General features: G+C 71.3%; 17 protein-coding genes and 1 pseudogene. 8 read left to right on the forward strand and 10 right to left on the reverse strand.

The window, feature by feature from the left end:
- Positions 1-59: 59 nt before the first annotated feature.
- A complete protein-coding gene (locus ACIOHC_RS03445; protein WP_351079606.1) occupies positions 60-689 on the reverse strand; it encodes a TetR family transcriptional regulator in 630 nt (209 codons plus the stop codon).
- 230 nt (positions 690-919) lie between these two features.
- On the opposite strand from ACIOHC_RS03445, the gene ACIOHC_RS03450 reads away from it, so the two are divergent.
- The 3 genes from ACIOHC_RS03450 to ACIOHC_RS03460 all read left to right on the forward strand — a co-directional run bounded on the left by ACIOHC_RS03450 (position 920) and on the right by ACIOHC_RS03460 (position 4,139).
- Entirely contained in the window at positions 920-2,251 is a 1,332-nt protein-coding gene (locus tag ACIOHC_RS03450) for a glycosyltransferase family 4 protein (RefSeq protein WP_351079609.1), read from the forward strand.
- A gap of 62 nt (positions 2,252-2,313) precedes the next feature.
- Entirely contained in the window at positions 2,314-3,069 is a 756-nt protein-coding gene (locus ACIOHC_RS03455; RefSeq protein ID WP_351079612.1) for a class I SAM-dependent methyltransferase, read from the forward strand.
- On the forward strand, positions 3,066-4,139 hold the full coding sequence (locus ACIOHC_RS03460; RefSeq protein WP_351079615.1) for a prenyltransferase: 1,074 nt from the start codon (positions 3,066-3,068) through the stop codon (positions 4,137-4,139). Before ACIOHC_RS03455 ends, ACIOHC_RS03460 begins: the two co-directional genes overlap by 4 nt.
- A 97-nt stretch (positions 4,140-4,236) precedes the next feature.
- Here the strand turns inward: ACIOHC_RS03460 and ACIOHC_RS03465 are convergent, their stop codons facing one another.
- Positions 4,237-4,527 (reverse strand): hypothetical protein, encoded by a 291-nt coding sequence (locus tag ACIOHC_RS03465; RefSeq protein WP_351079618.1) that lies wholly within the window; start codon positions 4,525-4,527, stop codon positions 4,237-4,239.
- Positions 4,528-4,694: 167 nt separating this feature from the next.
- Here ACIOHC_RS03465 and ACIOHC_RS03470 point away from each other — a divergent pair, with 167 nt between their 5' ends.
- The 4 genes and pseudogenes from ACIOHC_RS03470 to ACIOHC_RS03485 all read left to right on the forward strand — a co-directional run bounded on the left by ACIOHC_RS03470 (position 4,695) and on the right by ACIOHC_RS03485 (position 7,146).
- Entirely contained in the window at positions 4,695-5,264 is a 570-nt protein-coding gene (locus ACIOHC_RS03470; RefSeq protein WP_351079730.1) for a hypothetical protein, read from the forward strand.
- 41 nt (positions 5,265-5,305) lie between these two features.
- Positions 5,306-6,082, forward strand: a complete 777-nt coding sequence (locus tag ACIOHC_RS03475) for a maleylpyruvate isomerase family mycothiol-dependent enzyme (protein WP_351079621.1) — start codon at positions 5,306-5,308, stop codon at positions 6,080-6,082.
- A 165-nt stretch (positions 6,083-6,247) separates the two neighbouring features.
- Positions 6,248-6,547: pseudogene (locus tag ACIOHC_RS03480) on the forward strand (histidinol phosphatase); the annotation flags it as partial.
- Positions 6,544-7,146, forward strand: coding sequence for a VOC family protein (locus ACIOHC_RS03485; protein WP_351079624.1), 603 nt, complete (start codon positions 6,544-6,546; stop codon positions 7,144-7,146). The pseudogene ACIOHC_RS03480 and the gene ACIOHC_RS03485, both read left to right, overlap by 4 nt.
- Positions 7,147-7,235: 89 nt before the next feature.
- Here ACIOHC_RS03485 and ACIOHC_RS03490 read toward each other — a convergent pair whose 3' ends face one another.
- From ACIOHC_RS03490 to ACIOHC_RS03525, 8 genes are all read right to left on the reverse strand, one after another.
- Entirely contained in the window at positions 7,236-8,243 is a 1,008-nt protein-coding gene (locus tag ACIOHC_RS03490; RefSeq protein WP_351079627.1) for an LLM class F420-dependent oxidoreductase, read from the reverse strand.
- 122 nt (positions 8,244-8,365) lie between these two features.
- Positions 8,366-9,202 carry a hypothetical protein gene (locus ACIOHC_RS03495; protein WP_351079630.1) on the reverse strand — a complete coding sequence of 279 codons (837 nt, stop codon included), beginning with the start codon at positions 9,200-9,202 and terminating at the stop codon, positions 8,366-8,368.
- Between the two features lie 192 nt (positions 9,203-9,394).
- A complete protein-coding gene (locus ACIOHC_RS03500) occupies positions 9,395-10,336 on the reverse strand; it encodes an N-acetylmuramoyl-L-alanine amidase (protein WP_351079633.1) in 942 nt (313 codons plus the stop codon).
- Positions 10,337-10,360: 24 nt separating this feature from the next.
- On the reverse strand, positions 10,361-11,017 hold the full coding sequence (locus tag ACIOHC_RS03505; protein ID WP_389635451.1) for a class I SAM-dependent methyltransferase: 657 nt from the start codon (positions 11,015-11,017) through the stop codon (positions 10,361-10,363).
- A 164-nt stretch (positions 11,018-11,181) separates the two neighbouring features.
- Positions 11,182-11,775, reverse strand: coding sequence for an NAD(P)H-dependent oxidoreductase (locus ACIOHC_RS03510; RefSeq protein WP_351079636.1), 594 nt, complete (start codon positions 11,773-11,775; stop codon positions 11,182-11,184).
- A 187-nt stretch (positions 11,776-11,962) separates the two neighbouring features.
- Positions 11,963-13,291 (reverse strand): M20/M25/M40 family metallo-hydrolase, encoded by a 1,329-nt coding sequence (locus tag ACIOHC_RS03515; protein ID WP_351079639.1) that lies wholly within the window; start codon positions 13,289-13,291, stop codon positions 11,963-11,965.
- Positions 13,288-14,676, reverse strand: a complete 1,389-nt coding sequence (locus ACIOHC_RS03520) for a cytosine permease (RefSeq protein ID WP_351079642.1) — start codon at positions 14,674-14,676, stop codon at positions 13,288-13,290. Before ACIOHC_RS03520 ends, ACIOHC_RS03515 begins: the two co-directional genes overlap by 4 nt.
- Complete coding sequence (locus ACIOHC_RS03525) at positions 14,676-15,629, reverse strand: DUF1177 domain-containing protein (protein ID WP_351079645.1); 954 nt, start codon at positions 15,627-15,629, stop codon at positions 14,676-14,678. Before ACIOHC_RS03525 ends, ACIOHC_RS03520 begins: the two co-directional genes overlap by 1 nt.
- A gap of 167 nt (positions 15,630-15,796) precedes the next feature.
- Here ACIOHC_RS03525 and ACIOHC_RS03530 point away from each other — a divergent pair, with 167 nt between their 5' ends.
- Entirely contained in the window at positions 15,797-16,627 is an 831-nt protein-coding gene (locus tag ACIOHC_RS03530) for an IclR family transcriptional regulator (protein ID WP_351079736.1), read from the forward strand.
- Positions 16,628-16,651: the final 24 nt, after the last annotated feature.

The following is a 16,651-nucleotide window of genomic DNA, read 5'->3' on the forward strand; positions in this document are numbered from 1 at the left end:
GTTAAGGAGAGGTTTGTGGTGCTTTCGGACAGAACGGTGAGGGGTGTGTGATGAACCTGTCAGGTCGCGTCGGAACGCCGCGACGCGTCCGGGGGAGCCGTCACGTCGATCAGCCGGCACACCGTCTCGATGTCTATCTTCACCTGGGCGATCGACGCCCGCCCCGACAGCCAGGTGATGAGTGCGGAGTGCCAGGTGTGCTCGATGACCCGGACCGCGGACAGCTGCTCCGGCGTCGGATGCTCCAGGCCCATCGCGTCCAGGATGATCGTCGTCGTGATCCGCGAGACGGTGTCCACCTCCGGGCTGACGCTGCGGTCCGCGAAGGTCAGCGCCCGTACCATCGCGTCCGCCAGATGCGGTTCGCGCTGCAGTGCGCGGAACGCCCGCATCAGGGTGTCGGCGACCCGCTGCGCCGCGCCGTCCCCGGCCGGGGGGCGTTTGTGCAGCGTCGTGTGCATGTGCTGGAGCTGGTCCTGCATGGTGGCGACCAGCAGATGGATCTTCGAGGGGAAGTAGCGGTACAGCGTGCCCAGGGCGACCTCGGCGGCCTCCGCGACCTCACGCATCTGCACCGCCTCGAATCCGCCCCTGCTGGCGAGCTGGGCGCTGGCGTGCAGGATGCGGCGGCGACGGGCCTCCTGGCGTTCCGTCAGCGGCGGCGATGCCGGCCTGGCTTCCGCTGTCATGTGTCCCCATCCATGGCTTCTGTCCGCGACCGGAGGGAGGCGCTCGGTCTCCCGGCGGCGCACAGCATGCCAGGGTGCCGGGCCGTGGCGCGAATCACCCGGTCCGGCCGTTGCGCCGACGCTACCTGCCGGTAGATTCGTAGCTCATTGAACGATCCAGTCTGAAACTTGTTCTAGATTAGCGTGAGCGGTTACGCTCCGGCGAACACGCAGTGAGAAGGGGGCCGAGTGTGACCGCTGAGGCCATAGAGTCGGGCCCCCGCACGGGCAGCGACGTGTCGGGCAGCCCCGGCGAACGCCCGCTGCGCATCGCACTCCTCACCTACAAGGGAAATCCTTTCTGCGGCGGCCAGGGCGTCTATGTGCGCCACCTCGGCCGTGAGCTCGCCCGCCTCGGCCACAGCGTCGAGGTGATCGGCGCCCAGCCCTATCCGGTGCTCGACGAGGGCGTCCCGCTCACCGAGCTGCCGAGCCTGGACCTCTACCGCCAGCCCGACCCCTTCCGCACCCCGAAACGCGGCGAGTACCGGGACTGGATCGACGCCGCCGAGGTCGCCACCATGTGGACCGGCGGCTTCCCGGAGCCGCTCACCTTCAGCCTCCGTGCCCGACGCCATCTCGCGGCCCGACGCGGCGAGTTCGACGTCATCCACGACAACCAGACCCTCGGCTACGGGCTGTTGGCGGACCTCGGTGCCCCGCTCGTCACCACGATCCATCACCCCATCACGGTCGACCGGCAGTTGGACCTGGACGCCGCCGCGACCCGTCGCCGACGCGCCTCCGTGCGCCGCTGGTACGCCTTCACCCGCATGCAGAAGCGGGTCGCACGCCGGCTGCCGTCGGTGCTCACCGTCTCCGGCTCCTCCAAGCAGGAGATCGTCGACCACCTCGGGGTGCGCGAGGACCGCATCCATGTGGTGCACATCGGCGCGGACACCGAGCTGTGGTCGCCCGATCCGTCCGTCGCCGAGGTCCCCGGCCGGATCGTCACCACCTCCAGCGCCGACGTCCCGCTGAAGGGCCTCGTCCACCTCGTCGAGGCGCTCGCCAAGCTCCGCACCGAGAACCCGCGGGCGCACCTCGTGGTCGTCGGCAAGCGGGCCGAGGACGGACCGGTGGCGCAGGCCATCGAGCGGCACGGACTCCAGGACGCCGTCGAATTCGTCAAGGGCATCAGCGACGCCGAACTCGTCGACCTGGTGCGCAGCGCGCAGGTCGCCTGCGTCCCCTCGCTCTACGAGGGGTTCTCGCTGCCCGCTGCCGAGGCCATGGCCACCGGCACGCCGCTGGTCGCCACCACCGGCGGCGCGATCCCCGAGGTCGCGGGCCCGGACGGTGAGACCTGCCTGGCCGTCCCGCCCGCCGACGCCGGGGCACTGGGCGACGCGCTCGCCCGGCTGCTCGGCGATCCGGAACTGCGCGCCCGGCTCGGCGCCGCGGGCCGCGCCCGGGTGCTGTCCCGGTTCACCTGGAAGCAGGCCGCCATCGGCACCGCCGCCCTGTACCGCGAGGCGATCGCCGCCCGCGCGGGCACCACGCGCCCCGGCGGCCGACGGTGACCCCGCAGTCCGCCCACGCTGTCCCCGCCCTCTGACCCCCTCAACCGCGAAAGCAGGCATTCGTGCTGACCGTGGACTTCACCCGCTTCCCGCTCGCCGCAGGTGACCGAGTGCTCGACCTGGGCTGCGGCGCCGGACGCCACGCCTTCGAGTGCTACCGGCGCGGCGCCCAGGTCGTGGCCCTCGACCGGAACGACGAGGAGATCCGCGAGGTCGCGAAGTGGTTCGCCGCGATGAAGGAGGCCGGGGAGGCGCCCGAGGGCGCCACCGCCACCGCGATGGAGGGCGACGCGCTCAATCTGCCGTTCCCCGACGAGTCCTTCGACGTCGTGATCATCTCCGAGGTGATGGAGCACATCCCCGACGACAAGGGCGTGCTCGCCGAGATGGTCCGGGTGCTCAGGCCCGGCGGCCGGATCGCGATCACCGTGCCGCGCTACGGCCCCGAGAAGGTCTGCTGGACGCTCTCCGACGCGTACCACGAGGTCGAGGGCGGCCACATCCGCATCTACAAGGCCGACGAACTGCTCGGCAAGATACGCGGCGCCGGCCTCAAGCCGTACGGCACCCACCATGCCCACGCCCTGCACTCGCCGTACTGGTGGCTCAAGTGCGCGTTCGGCGTGGACAACGACAAGTCGCTGCCGGTCCGCGCGTACCACAAGCTGCTGGTCTGGGACATCATGAAGAAGCCGGCCGTCACCCGGGTCGCCGAACAACTGCTCAACCCGGTCGTCGGCAAGAGCTTCGTGGCGTACGCGACCAAGCCGCACCTGCCCGCGGCCACCGCCGAGGATCTCTCCAAGGCCGAGGCGTGACCGTTCCCGAGCAGACAGAACACCTCGTACTGCCCGGAGTCCTCACCGCCGAGCAGGCCGCCGAGACCGTCGCCGCCCTCCTCGCCGCGCAGTGCGAGAACGGTGCGCTGCCCTGGTTCCGCGGCCACCACCTCGACCCGTGGGACCACACCGAGGCCGCCATGGCCCTCGACGCGGCGGGCGAGCACGCCGCCGCGGAGCGGGCGTACGACTGGCTGGCCCGGCATCAGAACGAGGACGGCTCCTGGTACGCCGCGTACCACGACGGTGACCCGGAACGGCCGACCGACCGGGGCCTGGAGACCAACTTCTGCGCGTACGTGGCCGTCGGCGTCTGGCACCACTACCTCGCCACCGGCGACGACGCGTTCGTCGACCGGATGTGGCCGACCGTCTACGCCGCCGTCGAATTCGTGCTGCGGCTCCAGCGGCCCGGCGGCCAGATCGGCTGGAAGCGCGAAGCCGACGGAACCCCCGTCGACGACGCGCTGCTGACCGGCTGTTCCTCCATCCACCAGGCGCTGCGCTGTGCACTCGCCCTCGCCGAACGGCGCGAGGAGCCGCAGCCGGACTGGGAGTTGGCGACCGGTGCGCTGGCCCACGCGATCCGCAGCCATCCGGAACGCTTCCTGGACAAGAGCCGCTACTCGATGGACTGGTACTACCCGGTCCTGGGCGGCGCGCTCACCGGAGCGGCCGCCAAGGAGCGGGTGGAGGAGGGCTGGGACCGTTTCGTGGTGCCCGGCGTCGGGGTGCGCTGTGTGCTGCCCAACCCGTGGGTGACCGGCGGGGAGAGCTGCGAACTCGCCCTGGCGCTCTGGGTGATGGGCGAGTCCGACCGGGCGCTGGAGATCCTCCAGTCCATCCAGCACCTGCGCGCCGACGGCGGCATGTACTGGACGGGGTACGTCTTCGAGGGCAACCGGGCCTTCTGGCCGGAGGAGCTCACCACCTGGACCGCCGGTTCGCTGCTGCTCGCGGTGGCCGCGCTCGGCGGCGACGAGGCGACCACCGCGGTCTTCGGCGGCGAACGGCTGCCGCGCGGGCTGGAACCGGACTGCTGCGGATAGCACCGGCCCACCGGGAGCTTCTGTCCGGATCGGGCCGGACCGGCGAGCGGGGCCCGGTGCCGGGACGTGCGGGACCGGCCTGATCCGGAGGGCGGCTTCAGCGCCGGATGCGGCCGGCCACCGCGTGACCCACGAAGAGGTAGACGACGGCGGCCAGCCCGTATCCGGAGACCACCCGGGCCCACGCCTCGTCGAAGGTGAACAGGTCGTACGACCAGCTCGCCAGCCCGCGTGCGGTGTGCTGGACGACGTTGACCAGGTCGTTGCCCCGGTTCGCGTCCAGCAGGTACATGAGGATCCACAGGCCGATGACGAAGGCCATGATGTCGGCGGCGACGGCTATGACGCGTGCTGCGGTGGCGCTTCTTGTTCCTGTTCGAGGAGACATGGGTTGCGGGTTGCCGTTTCCCGGCGGCTGAAACCCGGACGGCGGCCCCGAGTGGCGCACCGCCCGCAGCCGCGTGAGTCTTTACGGAGCGTGGCGATTGACGTCACTCACCGTAGAGGTTGCCGTGAGGTGCCCGGTCAGGGAGGCCCGCTGTGCGCAGCTCCGCCGTGAACGCTTCCGTACCGCTCCGCCGTGTGCTCGTCCCGCTCCTGCTGTCCTGTGTCGTCCTGGTGGGTGCCACCGCGTGCGGCGGCGGTGGCAGGGGCGGCGCGAGCCCTTCCGCGTCCCCGAGCGTCACCGCGTCCCCGGGCGGGACGCCGTCGGCTCAGGCGCAGAAACTGGCCAAAACGCGATTCGTCGCCAACGCGGGGCTCGCGGCCGGGGCGACGTACCAGTGGATCGTGAAGCCGTACCGCGCGGGCACGTTCAAGAAGGGCGCCGACGGGCGGACGTTCGCCCTGGTCAAGGCCGGGCTCGCGGGTGGCTTCGCGTACAACCGGCTGAAGGCCGCCGTGGTCAACGCCAAGGGCGACCCCCTGCTGTCGAAGGCGCTCGCGCCGCTGACGGCGGGCATCGAATCGCTGAAGGGGCTCGGCCCCAAACTGCGCAGGGGCGACGCGGACGAAGGCGACATCGGCGCCTTCGAGAACGTGATCAACAACGTCAAGGGCGCGGGCCGGAGCGCGGGCGCCGAGGTGAAGGACAAGGTGCCCACCACGTCGCAACTCGGCGGATAATCGATGGGGCCCGGGCTCTTGATCGAACTAGGGTGCGTGTTATGAGCGCACTCCCGCACGACCTCTACTGTGACGAAATCACCGGCCGCACCGACGCGTTGAGGGAGGCGATCAACGGCGCCGATCTCGGCGCGACCGTACCGACCTGCCCCGACTGGACCCTGCGCGACCTCGCCGTCCATGTCGGCGGCGCCCACCGCTGGGTGGGCGAGATCGTACGCACCCGGGCCACCGAAGCGGTCCCGCTCGAACGGGGACCGGAGTTCGGGCCCGAGGGCGACGACCCCGCCGCGCTCGATGCCTGGCTGGCGGACGGGGCGGCGGAGCTCGCCGAGCTCCTGCGCGCCGCCGGCCCGGACCAGAACGTGTGGTCCTGGGGCTGGGAGCGCAGCACGGGCTTCTGGGCGCGTCGCATGGCGCACGAGACGATCGTCCACCAGGCCGACGCCGCGCTCACCGCCGGGACCGGCTACGAGGTGGCACCCGAGCTGGCGGCCGACACGATCGAGGAGTGGCTGGAGATCGTCGCCTTCGTGCGGGCCGCGGGCCACGAGAAGGCGGCCGAGCTCGCCGGCGCCAAGGGCTCGATCCATCTGCACGCCACGGACGTGCCCGGTGCCGAGTGGCTGATCGAGCTCGGCGAGGACGGCTTCACCTGGCGGCGGGCCCACGAGAAGGCGACCGTGGCGCTGCGGGGCCCGCTCACCGACGTCCTGCTGGTCTTCAACCGGCGCCTCCCGGCGGACAGCGACCGGGTCGAGGTGCTGGGGGACGCGAAGCTGCTGGACTTCTGGCTGGAACACTCCGCATTCGGCTGAGCCGCCGCAGGCCGGCAGCGGCCGCCGTGGAGCACCGTGCCCCGTCCGCTGTGCGGACGGGGCGGTGCTGGGCCAAGCTGGAAGCGACAGCCCGTGTGTCCGGCGGCCCCCGTGGAGGTGCTGATGGAGCCCGTCCGCGCCCTGAAACGGATCGCCTTCCTGTCGGAACGCGGCAGCCGGCCGGAACGGCTCGACCCGCCCCGTCGGCTGCTGCGCCGAGCCGTCGCCGCGGGCACCCTGTTCGCCATCGACACCGACGCACACGCGCCCGGTCGGCCGGATCGGCAGATCCACTGCTGCGCCCGCGCCGAGGAGCGCCGCGTCCCGGCGGAGCACGTCGTCTCCACCTGGTCGGCCGACGAACCGCCGGCCCGGTCGCGCGCGGGCACGACCCCGGAGCGGGCCCGCTCCGGGGCGGACGGGACGCATCGGCGCGGCCCCGGGACAGGAACGGTGAACCCATGACGGCCACAAGCGTGCGCGGCATCGACCACATCGGGGTCACGGTCCCCGATCTGGAGACCGCGACCCTCTTCCTCACCAGGGCGTTCGGCGCCGAGGTGCTCTACGACACCCTGCGCCGCCAGGACGAGCCGCTCGGCGGTCTGGACGTCGAGCGGCGGCTCGGCGTCCCGGCGGGCACCCAGCAGCTGGCGATCCGGATGCTGGCCCTGCCCGGCGACGGTCCGGCCATCGAGCTCTTCGAGTTCGAGGGCCCCCGCCGGGAACCCCCGGCGCTGCCCTGCGACTTCGGCTGGCAGCACGTGGCGCTCTACGCCGACGACCTGGACGCGGCCGTGAGGGACTGCGTGGCCGCGGGCGCCTCACTGCTCGCCGAGGCACAGCCGCTGCCGGGCCCCGAGGCGGGGGAGCGCAACCGCTTCGCGTATCTGCGCACTCCCTGGGGCAGCACGCTGGAACTCCTCACGTACCCCGACCCCCAGCCCTGGGAACGCACCGCATCACGTCGGCGGGTGCGCCCCGCCCCGGTCGGCACCGGGACCTGGCCGACGGACCCGGCCCGGCCGGGGCCCGGGGTCCTTCGTGCGGATCGGACCGGATGAGCGAATACGTCCGGTGTGCGGATGCCCCCGTCTTGCGATGCGCCGCACCCGACACCGCGCGCCGATCCCTCAGGGATTGCGGACAGCCCTCAGTCGAGTTCCGCGAGCACCCGCAGCGTATGCGGGTCCGGCGCCGTCACCAGCAGATCGGTCACCGGCCCCTTGCGCCACAACTCCAGCCGCTCCGCTATCCGTTGCCGGGGGCCGACGAGCGAGATCTCATCGGCGAACGCGTCCGGCACGGCCAGCACCGCCTCCTCCTTGCGCCCTTCGAGGAAGAGCCGCTGGATCCGCCGTGCCTCCTCCTCGAACCCCATGCGTGCCATCAGATCGGCGTGGAAGTTCCGTGCCGCGTGCCCCATCCCCCCGATGTAGAAGCCGAGCATCGCCTTCACCGGCAGCAGCCCCTCGGCGACGTCGTCACAGACCCGCGCACGGGCCATCGGCGCGATCATGAAGCCGTCGGGCAGGTCCGTGAGCGACGCCTCGTACACATCGGTGCGCAGCGGTGACCAGTACAGCGGCAGCCAGCCGTCGGCGATCCTCGTCGTCTGCGCGATGTTCTTCGGCCCCTCCGCCCCGAGCAGTACCGGGAGCCGGGACCGCAACGGATGGGTGATCGACTTCAACGGCTTGCCCAGGCCGGTGGCGTCGGGACCGTTGTACGGGTGGGAGTGGAAGCGTCCGTCGAGTTCGACGGGGGCCTCACGGCCGAGCACCTGGCGGATGACGTCGACGTACTCGCGGGTGGCGGTCAGCGGGCTCCTCGGGAACGGGCGCCCGTACCAGCCCTCCACCACCTGCGGCCCGGACAGGCCGAGGCCGAGCATCATCCGGCCGCCGGAGAGATGGTCGAGGGTGAGGGCGTGCATCGCGGTCGCGGTCGGGGTGCGCGCCGCCATCTGCGCGATGCCGGTGCCCAGCCGGATACGGGAGGTGTGTGCGGCGATCCAGGTCAGCGGGGTGAACGCGTCGGAGCCCCAGGCCTCCGCCGTCCACACCGACCCGTACCCCAGCTCCTCGGCCTGACGGACGAGCTCCAGTTGGGCCGGGTCGGGGCCGCGACCCCAGTAGCCGAGCGCGAGTCCGAGCCGCATTCCGCCGCCTCCCAAGGATTCTGACGCCGCGTCAGATCATCGACGCACGGACGGAGAGTACGACAGCGGCCCCCCGCCCGGAAGGGGCGAGGGGCCGCTGATCGTGTTGCGGGCGGGTGGGCTCAGCCGCGCTGGATGCCCGTGGTGTCCTGGAGCACACCACGACGGCCGTCCTGCGTCTGGGCGATGAGGCTCGCGCCGCGCTGCTCCACCGCGAGGTACCAGGTGCCCGGAGCCAGCTCGGCGATCGGCGACGGCGAACCGTCCTCCCCGTACAGCGGGCGGGCCACGGGCACCGCGAACCAGAACGGCGTGAAGTCACCGGACGGCGCGCCGGCCGCCGGAGCCTGCTGGGCCTGCTGCGGCTCCGGCCGACCGGGCTGGGGCTGACCGGCCTGCGGCTGCGCGCCGTAGGGCTGCTGCTGACCCGGCTGCGCACCGTAGGGCTGCTGCTGGGCGCCGGGGTAGCCGTAGCCCTGGCCGGGCTGCGGCTGGCCGCCGTACGGCGACTGCACGGCCTGCGGGCGCGGGGCGCCCATCAGTGGAGCCTTGAGCGCGGGAATCAGTGGAGTCCCGACCGCGCCGACCGCGAGCACGGCCGTGCCCAGCAGGCCGAGGATCAGACCGGCGCCCGCGTTGCTGGCGTCGATGGTCGACCAGAACGCGGTCCACAGGGTGAAGACGCTGAAGGCGGCGCCGAGTTGGCCGAGTTCGAAACCGAGGACCTTGCGGGGCGGCATGGTGCGGCCCACCACGACCAGCGCCGCGGCGATGATGCCGCCCAGGTAGATGCTCATGAGGGCCGCGAGCGCGTCCCAGGCGTTCGGGGCCGAGTAGCCGGAGCAGTTGAGGCCCGAGGGGCATTCGTAACCGTAGAGGTGGAGGAAAGAGGCGATGAACAGCACCACCGCTGCTCCGATCACCACGCCGTCGCCTCGAGTGAGGGAGCGCATATTCACGTAAAGATCCTTAGTCGGTCGTCTCGTCGGGGTGGTCGTCGCTGCGGCCCGCCGGGGTACGGCGGGCACGACGCAAGGCTCGGGGGTGGCTCCCCATCGTACGGATGAATCTATCGTCTGCCGGGCAGGGCTGTGTCCCTGACCGGACCCTGGACGCACTTCCCCCCAATTTCGCCGCAGAACTACCTCTTGTTACCCCTTGAGGTAACTGCTGATGCCATCGGCAATGCCCTGCGCAGCCTTCTGGCGCCAGTTCGCGCTGGTGAGCAGAGCGGCGTCCTCACGGTCACGCATATTGCCGCATTCGATGAACACTTTGGGCACGGTCGACAAATTAAGTCCGCCCAGATCCTCGCGGATGTCCAACCCGCTATTGCCGCCGACATAATTGGAAGGCGCACTTCCGGTATCGCGGACGAAGAGACCGGCGATCCGGGTACCGAGGTCGCGGGACGGCTCGACGATCTTCGTGGTGTCCGCCTTCCCGCCCCGTACCGGCCCGGGGAGGATCACATGGAAACCGCGATTGCCGGCTGCGGAACCGTCCGCGTGCACCGAGACCACCGCATCGGCCTTGGCCTCGTTGCCGATTCGGGCCCGCTCGTCGACACATGGGCCGTACGGACGGTCGTTGTCGTGCGTCAGCACGACGCGTGCGCCCTGTGCCTCCAGGAGCGTGCGCATCCGGTGCGACACATCCAGGGTGAACTCGGCTTCCGGATAGCCGGAGTTGGTCGAGGTGCCGGTGGTGTCGCACTCCTTGTGCGCGGTGCCGATGTCGACCTGGCGGTTGATCTCGCTGGTGTGCAGACGGTTGTTCGGGTTGTGCCCGGGGTCGATGACGACGGTCCTGCCCGACAGCGGCCCGGAGGCCCGGCCGCCCGTGGACCCGGAGGGCTTCGCCGAAGGGGCGGGGGAGGCGGACGTCCTCCCCGGAGCCGGAGCGGTCCTGGACGGCGAGGCCGGCTGCGGCGCCGCGGAGGTTCCGCCGCCGCCCTGCCGGGGCTCGGCCCGCGCTCCGCCGCTGTCGTCGCCCGCGCCGCAGCCCGCAGCGGTCAGGCACACGATGGCGAGCGCGGCGGCGAGCAGGGGCCGGCGGCGCGGGGTGGGGGGAACGCTCTCGTCGTACGGCACCACGCGATGCTATCGGGGCGCGCCTCAGATACCCGGTCCCGTGCGCCGCAGCACACGCAGCGAATCCGTTGCCGAGACCTCGCTGAACGCGCCGGAGGCCAGCGCCCGCAGATAGATCCGGTACGGGGCCTGGCCGCCGTGCGCCGGGTCCGGGAACACGTCGTGGATCACCAGCAGCCCGCCCTCGGCGACATGCGGCGCCCAGCCCTCGTAGTCACCGCCCGCGTGCTCGTCGGTGTGCCCACCATCGATGAAGACGAAGCCGAGCTTCCCGCTCCAGACGGCGGCGACCTGCAAAGACCGTCCGACCAGGGCCACGACGTGGTCTTCGAGACCCGCCGCGTGCAGGGTCCGGCGGAACGTCGGCAGCGTGTCCATGCGGCCGACCTCCGGGTCCACGACGGTCGGGTCGTGGTACTCCCAGCCCGGCTGCTGCTCCTCGCTGCCGCGGTGGTGATCCACGGTGAGGGCCGTCACGCCGGCCGCGCGGGCGACGTCGGCGAGCAGGATGGTGGAGCGTCCGCAGTACGTGCCGACCTCAAGGACCGGCAGCCCCAGTGCGGCGGCCTCGGCGGCGGCCGCGTACAGCGCGAGTCCCTCTACCACCGGCATGAAGCCCTTGGCGGCCTGGAAGGCGGCGAGAATCTCGGGCGACGGCTCGGCGACGGACTCGGCGGGCACGGGTTCCTCCTGGCGGGGACGGTTCTGCGGGGTTCGACGGCGCCCCATCGTGCCGTACACCCCTGCCGTGGGCGTCGGCGGGGGCCGGGCCGGTGGTACGGGAGGCTTACGGCCCGGTGCGGGCCGTAACGGCCTGGCGCACGACAGGGAGCAGGCTCCCGGCGTCAGACCAGCAGTGCGGCGGCCTGCTCGCGTGCCCGGCGCAGCCAGGAGGCGCGCGTCTCGTCGGACGAATCGGTGACCGTACGGAAGACGACCCGGCGCACGTCGGTGACTCCCACGTACGGCAGGACGCAAGCCGACCAGATCCGGTCCAGCGGGTCCCCGAACTCGCTCTCCTCGCGTGCGGCGGGAGTGTCCGAGGTGTTCAGGACCAGGGCCCGGCCGGCCTTCAGCAGCCCGGCGGGCTCGCCCTGCGCGCTGCCGAGCTTGTAGGCGACGCCCGGTGCGAGCACGCGCTGCACCCAGCCCGTGAGCACGGCGGGCGGCATGCCCCACCAGTTCGGGTGGACGAACACCAGGGCATCGAGGGAGGCCACTTCCGCCCGGTGCAGTGCCACCTGCGGGTCGGCGGAACGCGCTGCCGATCGGACCGTCCACGTCTCGTCGGCGGCGAGCACGGGTGCGAATCCCTCGGCACAGAGATCGTGCGCGACCACCTCGCACCCACGGCCGCGCAGCTCCTCCACCACGGCGTCGTACACGGCGTGGTTGAAGCTGCCCGGCCGCGGGTGTGCCAGATATACCCCTGCGCGCATTCCGCTCATCCCCCCGGATGTCGGTGGCCATCGGCCAATGATCCGACTGGATCCTAACTGCCGGTACGGAGAAGGCGGTTCGGGGCGGTCCTTCTTCATGCCGTACGCCCCCGCCGTAGGAATCGGCGGGGGCGTACGAGGGGTGAGCCCGGGTCGGGGCGCCCCCGGCGGGGCTGCGACACGGAGGTCAGCAGCTCTGCCAGAGTCGGGTCATGACGCGGACGCCGAAGCGCAGGCCCTCCAGCGGGACGCGCTCGTCCACGCCGTGGAAGAGGCGGCCGTAGTCCAGGTCGTGCGGGAGCTTGAGACCCTTGAAGCCGAAGCAGCGGATGCCGAGATGGGTGAAGGCCTTGGCGTCGGTGCCGCCGGGGTTGCAGTACGGGACCGGGTGGCCGTCCGGGTCCTCGGCGCGCACGGCCGCGCACATGGCGTCGACCAGCGGGCCGTCGAACGTCGTCTCCATCGCGATGTCGTGGTTGACCCACTCGCGGCTGACCGACGGGAGGAGAAGCCTGTCGATCGTGTCGACCAGCTCCTGCTCGTGGCCGGGCAGGAAGCGGCCGTCCACCCGGGCGGTCGCCTTTCCGGGGATGACGTTGGTCTGGTAGCCCGCGTCGAACATGGTGGGGTTCGCGGAGTTGCGGAGCACCACCTGCATGAAGTCGGAGACCGGGCCCAGCCGCTCCAGGCTGCCCTCGATGTCGTTCTCGTCGAACTCGACGCCGTAGAGGCGGGCGGCCTCTTCGAGCAGGGCGCGGACCGGTTCGATCAGACGGATCGGGAAGGTCTCGCGGCCGATGCGGGCCAACGACTCCGCGAGGTCGGTGACCGCGTTCTCGTCGTTGGGGGACGAGCCGTGGCCGGCCCGGCCGGTGGCGGTGAGCTCCATCCAGGCCATGCCGCGCTGGGCGTTCTCGATCGGGTAGAGGCGACGGGTGTCGTCGATGGCGAAGGAGAAGCCGCCGCCCTCGCCGATCGCCTCGGTGACGCCGGCGAAGAGCTCGGGGCGGTGCTCGACCAGCCAGTGGGCGCCGAACTTGCCGCCCGCCTCCTCGTCGGCGAGGAAGGCGAGGACCAGGTCGCGGGACGGCTCGGTGCCGGTACGGGCGAAGTGGCGGGCGGTGGCCAGCATGACGGCCACCGTGTCCTTCATGTCGATCGCGCCGCGGCCCCAGAGGTAGCCGTCGCGGATCTCGCCGGAGAACGGCGGGACCTGCCACTCGGAGGCGTCGGCGGGGACCACGTCCAGATGGCCGTGGACCAGGAGGGCGCCGCGCCCGGAGTCGCGGCCCGCGATGCGCGCGACGACGCTGGCGCGGCCCGGCGCCGACTCGATCAGTTCGGAGTCGATGCCCACCTCGGCGAGGCGGCCCACCACCCACTCGGCGCTCGCGCGCTCGTCGCTGGTGGGGTTGGACGTGTCGAACCTGATCAGTTCGGCGCAGAGATCGATGACCTCGTTCTGGGCCTCGTCGGAGGCCGCGACGAACGAGGCGGTGGGGTCGGAGGTGGTCATGCTGCTCCCACAGAGGTCGTAGCGCGGGCGGCGGGGGCGTCGGCGTCCTCGTCGTCCAGGGCGGAGGTGCCGTACGGCCTCACCCAGCCCAGCAGGCCGAGGACGCTGTACAGGACGAAGGCGGTGGCCAGCGAGTTCAGGGCCGGGATGCCGCCCTCGTAGAACTTGCCGACGCAGAACGCCGCGATCCAGATGACGATGGACATCGGCACCCAGGTCGGCGAGGACGTCGGCAGGGTCTCGGACTCCCGGGTGTCGTCCAGCGGCTTGCGCATCCGCTTCACGACCCAGTACTCGGCGACGATGATGCCGCCGATCGGCGGGATCGCGACGCCGAGGATGGAGAGGAACTCGGTGAAGTGGGTCATGATCCCGACCGCGGACAGGACCGTGCCGGCGATGCCGAGGACGATCGTGACCGCGCCGCGGTGGATCCGCTTGCCGAAGACGACCTGGAAGAAGTTGACGACGCCGAGCGAGGAGCCGTACAGGTTCCAGTCGTTGATCTTGGCGGTGGACATCAGGACCACGATCACACCGAAGGCACCCGAGGTGGAGAGCACGATGTGCGAGACCTCGTTGCTCTTGACCAGGTGACCCAGGAGCACACCGGTCATGCCGACGATGTACTCGGAGAGGATCATCGACGAGGCGCTCTGCAGGAAGACGTGCGAGCCCTTCGAGTTGTACCGGGTCATCTCCGGGGCCACGATCGCGCCGGTCATGAAGCCGCCCGCGATGGCGGTGGCGGCGACGGCGAGCGGAATCGTCTGGCCGGGGGCCGGCGAGTGGATCAGATCGCTGATCGAGTGGTCCTTCAGCGTCGAGACGATCGACCAGGCGACCATCGCGAAGAAGAGCGGCGTGACGATCTTGGCGAAGACGGCCATGTACTTGAAGCCGAAGATCACCAGCGCGGTGATGGCGATGCCCGCCAGTACGCACCACATCCAGGACGGGCCGCCGACCAGCGCCGAGACGCTGTTGCCGAAGATCGTGTTCTGGACGCCGAACCAGCCGACCAGACTGACCGCGATGACGAAGCTGACCAGCGCCGAGCCGTTGCGGCCGAAGCCGACCCAGCGGGTCAGCATCGGGGTCGCCAGTCCCTCGCGCATACCGGCCAGACCGATCGCGAAGATCACGATCTCCAGGATCACCGCGCCGAGCGTGAAGGCGAGGAAGGCGTTGCCGAAGGTCATGCCGACACCGATGGTGGCGCCGAGGGTGAACTGCGAGATCGAGCCGGACTGGGCCAGCCACTGGAGCAGCATGGACCAGAAGCCGAACCGCTTGTCGCGGGGGACGCGGGAGAGCGCGTAGTCGTCGCTGCCGATGGTCTTGGTCTCGTGGGCCACGGCCTCGGCCTGCGGGGCGGCTGCCATCAGGACTCCTGGGGTGTACGGCCGAGGGTCTGGAGGTGAGCCAGCGACCCGTAGCGGTTGACGAGGTTGTCGAACTCCACCGCGTCGTGGAAGTCCAGGTGGCCACTGCCGTAGGCCTTGGCGACCTCCACGGCGTAGCGGGCGGCGGACGCGATGTCCGTCTCGTGGCTCGCGCCCGTACCGCAGCCCGGTACCGCGGCGGCCGAGGTGATGGCCAGGCCGACGACCGGAGCGGCCGTCGCGGTGGCGGGCTGCAGGATCGAATTGATGTGGTGTGCCCCGTTACCGTACGGGGTGATGTCCTGCGTGGTCACGGGGTACGTGACCAACGGCTCACCGGTCACCACGGCGAGCAGCTCGCCGAGCTGCTCGCTGACCCGCAGCACCCAGCCCTCCTTGACGGTGGGCGACAGGGCGAGGCCCTTGTGGTTGATGATGCGGTTGCCCTTGGTGGTGTCGATGGAGAGCACGGCCTCCATCTCGCCGGTCACCTCGTGGCGGTTCATGGTGGCGATGTCCACGGGCGAGCCCATGAAGGGCACCGGGTCGTGCGGCTCGGTCGGCGCGTCCGGGCAGATGTGGGTGGCGACGATCACGTCGCCGGGCAGCACGTCGCCGCGGCGGCGCATGTCGAGCAGCTTGGCGGCGGTGGCGATCGCGGAGACCGCGCCGTCGGCGTCGGAGACCATGCCGGTCACCTCGGGCCGGGCGCCGATGCCGCCGAGCCGGCCCACCACGCCCAGCGTGCGGGCACTGCCCCCGGACGTACGCCCTTGGGTGCCGGGGATGCGGACCATCACGAAGTCCGTCGAGCCCCGCTCGCCGTTGACCGTGGTGACCTGGGCGGACGATCCCTCGGCCCCGCTCACGGAGTCGAGGTACTCGGCGACCGTCTTGCCATTGACCTGGGGATCGTCCAACAGCTCGACGATGTCCAGCACGTACTTCAACATGGAGGGCCTTTCTCACTCGGCCGGACACCCGGGGCGGCGCAGTCCGGGCACCCGGGCCGGCGCTCGACGGCGCGGGGCGGGGTGCTGAGGCAACATTCGGGATCGGATAGCGTTGAACGCAACTGTTTCCCGTTATTTGCAATTCAGGTCTGAATGGTGAGATGACGATGGCGGACTTCGATCTGGACCGGCGCACTCCCGCCGGGGCGCTGCAAACCGTCGACCGGGCGCTCCTGGTGCTGCTCGCCTTCGAACGGACGCGGCCCGACTGGGGCGTCACCGAGGTCGCCGAGGAGTTCGGCTGGGACACCTCGGTGGCCCAGCGGCTGCTCGCCACCCTCGCCGGGCGCGGCTTCCTGGTCTCCGACCCCGCCACCCGCCGCTACCGCATCGGCCCCGCCGTGCTGCGCCTGGGCAGGCTCTGGGAGCGTTCCGGCTCACTGGAACTGCTGGCCGGACCGGTCCTGGAGGAGCTGCGCCGGGTCACCGGCGACACCGTCCTGTTCTGTCTGCCGGACAGCTTCCACATGCGGTGCGTCGCCGCGGAGGAGGGCGAGGCCGGGCCGCTGCGCTACTACCCGCTGGTCGGCGAGCTCTACCCGGCGCACGCCGGGGCGACCAGCAAGTCGTACTACGCGTATCTGCCCGACGACCAGCGCCACCGGCTCTTCCGGGGCCGCCCGATGGCCCGCTTCACCGACCGGACGGTGACCGACCCGGACCGGCTGGAGGAGGAGTTCCTCAAGGTCCGCGCCCAGGGGTACGCCTGGACGGTCGGCGAGTACGACACCGGCATCGCGACCGTCGCCGTACCGGTGTTCCTCGGGCGCGAGCCGTACGGGAGCCTCAGCCTCGGCGGCGCCGAGGAGCTCTTCCGCGGGGCGCCCGAGGACCGGCTCGACGCCCTGCGCCACGCGGCCCAGCTGCTGGAACGGCGGCTGACCCAGCCCCCGCAGCGGCCGAAGCCCCGCGCCCGCCGCCCTCGTACCGACCGATGAACCAGAACAGAACCAAGAACCAAA

Source organism: Streptomyces sp. NPDC088252, from assembly GCF_044740965.1.
Lineage (GTDB): Bacteria > Actinomycetota > Actinomycetes > Streptomycetales > Streptomycetaceae > Streptomyces.

Bases quoted from the DNA above. Each gene is read 5' to 3' on its own strand.
- ACIOHC_RS03510 (WP_351079636.1), bottom strand. From the start codon at position 11,775: ATGCGCGCAGGGGTATATCTGGCACACCCGCGGCCGGGCAGCTTCAAC.
- ACIOHC_RS03485 (WP_351079624.1), top strand. From the start codon at position 6,544: ATGACGGCCACAAGCGTGCGCGGCATCGACCACATCGGGGTCACGGTC.
- ACIOHC_RS03515 (WP_351079639.1), bottom strand. From the start codon at position 13,291: ATGACCACCTCCGACCCCACCGCCTCGTTCGTCGCGGCCTCCGACGAG.
- ACIOHC_RS03445 (WP_351079606.1), bottom strand. From the start codon at position 689: ATGACAGCGGAAGCCAGGCCGGCATCGCCGCCGCTGACGGAACGCCAG.
- ACIOHC_RS03465 (WP_351079618.1), bottom strand. From the start codon at position 4,527: ATGTCTCCTCGAACAGGAACAAGAAGCGCCACCGCAGCACGCGTCATA.
- ACIOHC_RS03475 (WP_351079621.1), top strand. From the start codon at position 5,306: ATGAGCGCACTCCCGCACGACCTCTACTGTGACGAAATCACCGGCCGC.
- ACIOHC_RS03530 (WP_351079736.1), top strand. From the start codon at position 15,797: ATGGCGGACTTCGATCTGGACCGGCGCACTCCCGCCGGGGCGCTGCAA.
- ACIOHC_RS03525 (WP_351079645.1), bottom strand. From the start codon at position 15,629: ATGTTGAAGTACGTGCTGGACATCGTCGAGCTGTTGGACGATCCCCAG.
- ACIOHC_RS03520 (WP_351079642.1), bottom strand. From the start codon at position 14,676: ATGGCAGCCGCCCCGCAGGCCGAGGCCGTGGCCCACGAGACCAAGACC.
- ACIOHC_RS03490 (WP_351079627.1), bottom strand. From the start codon at position 8,243: ATGCGGCTCGGACTCGCGCTCGGCTACTGGGGTCGCGGCCCCGACCCG.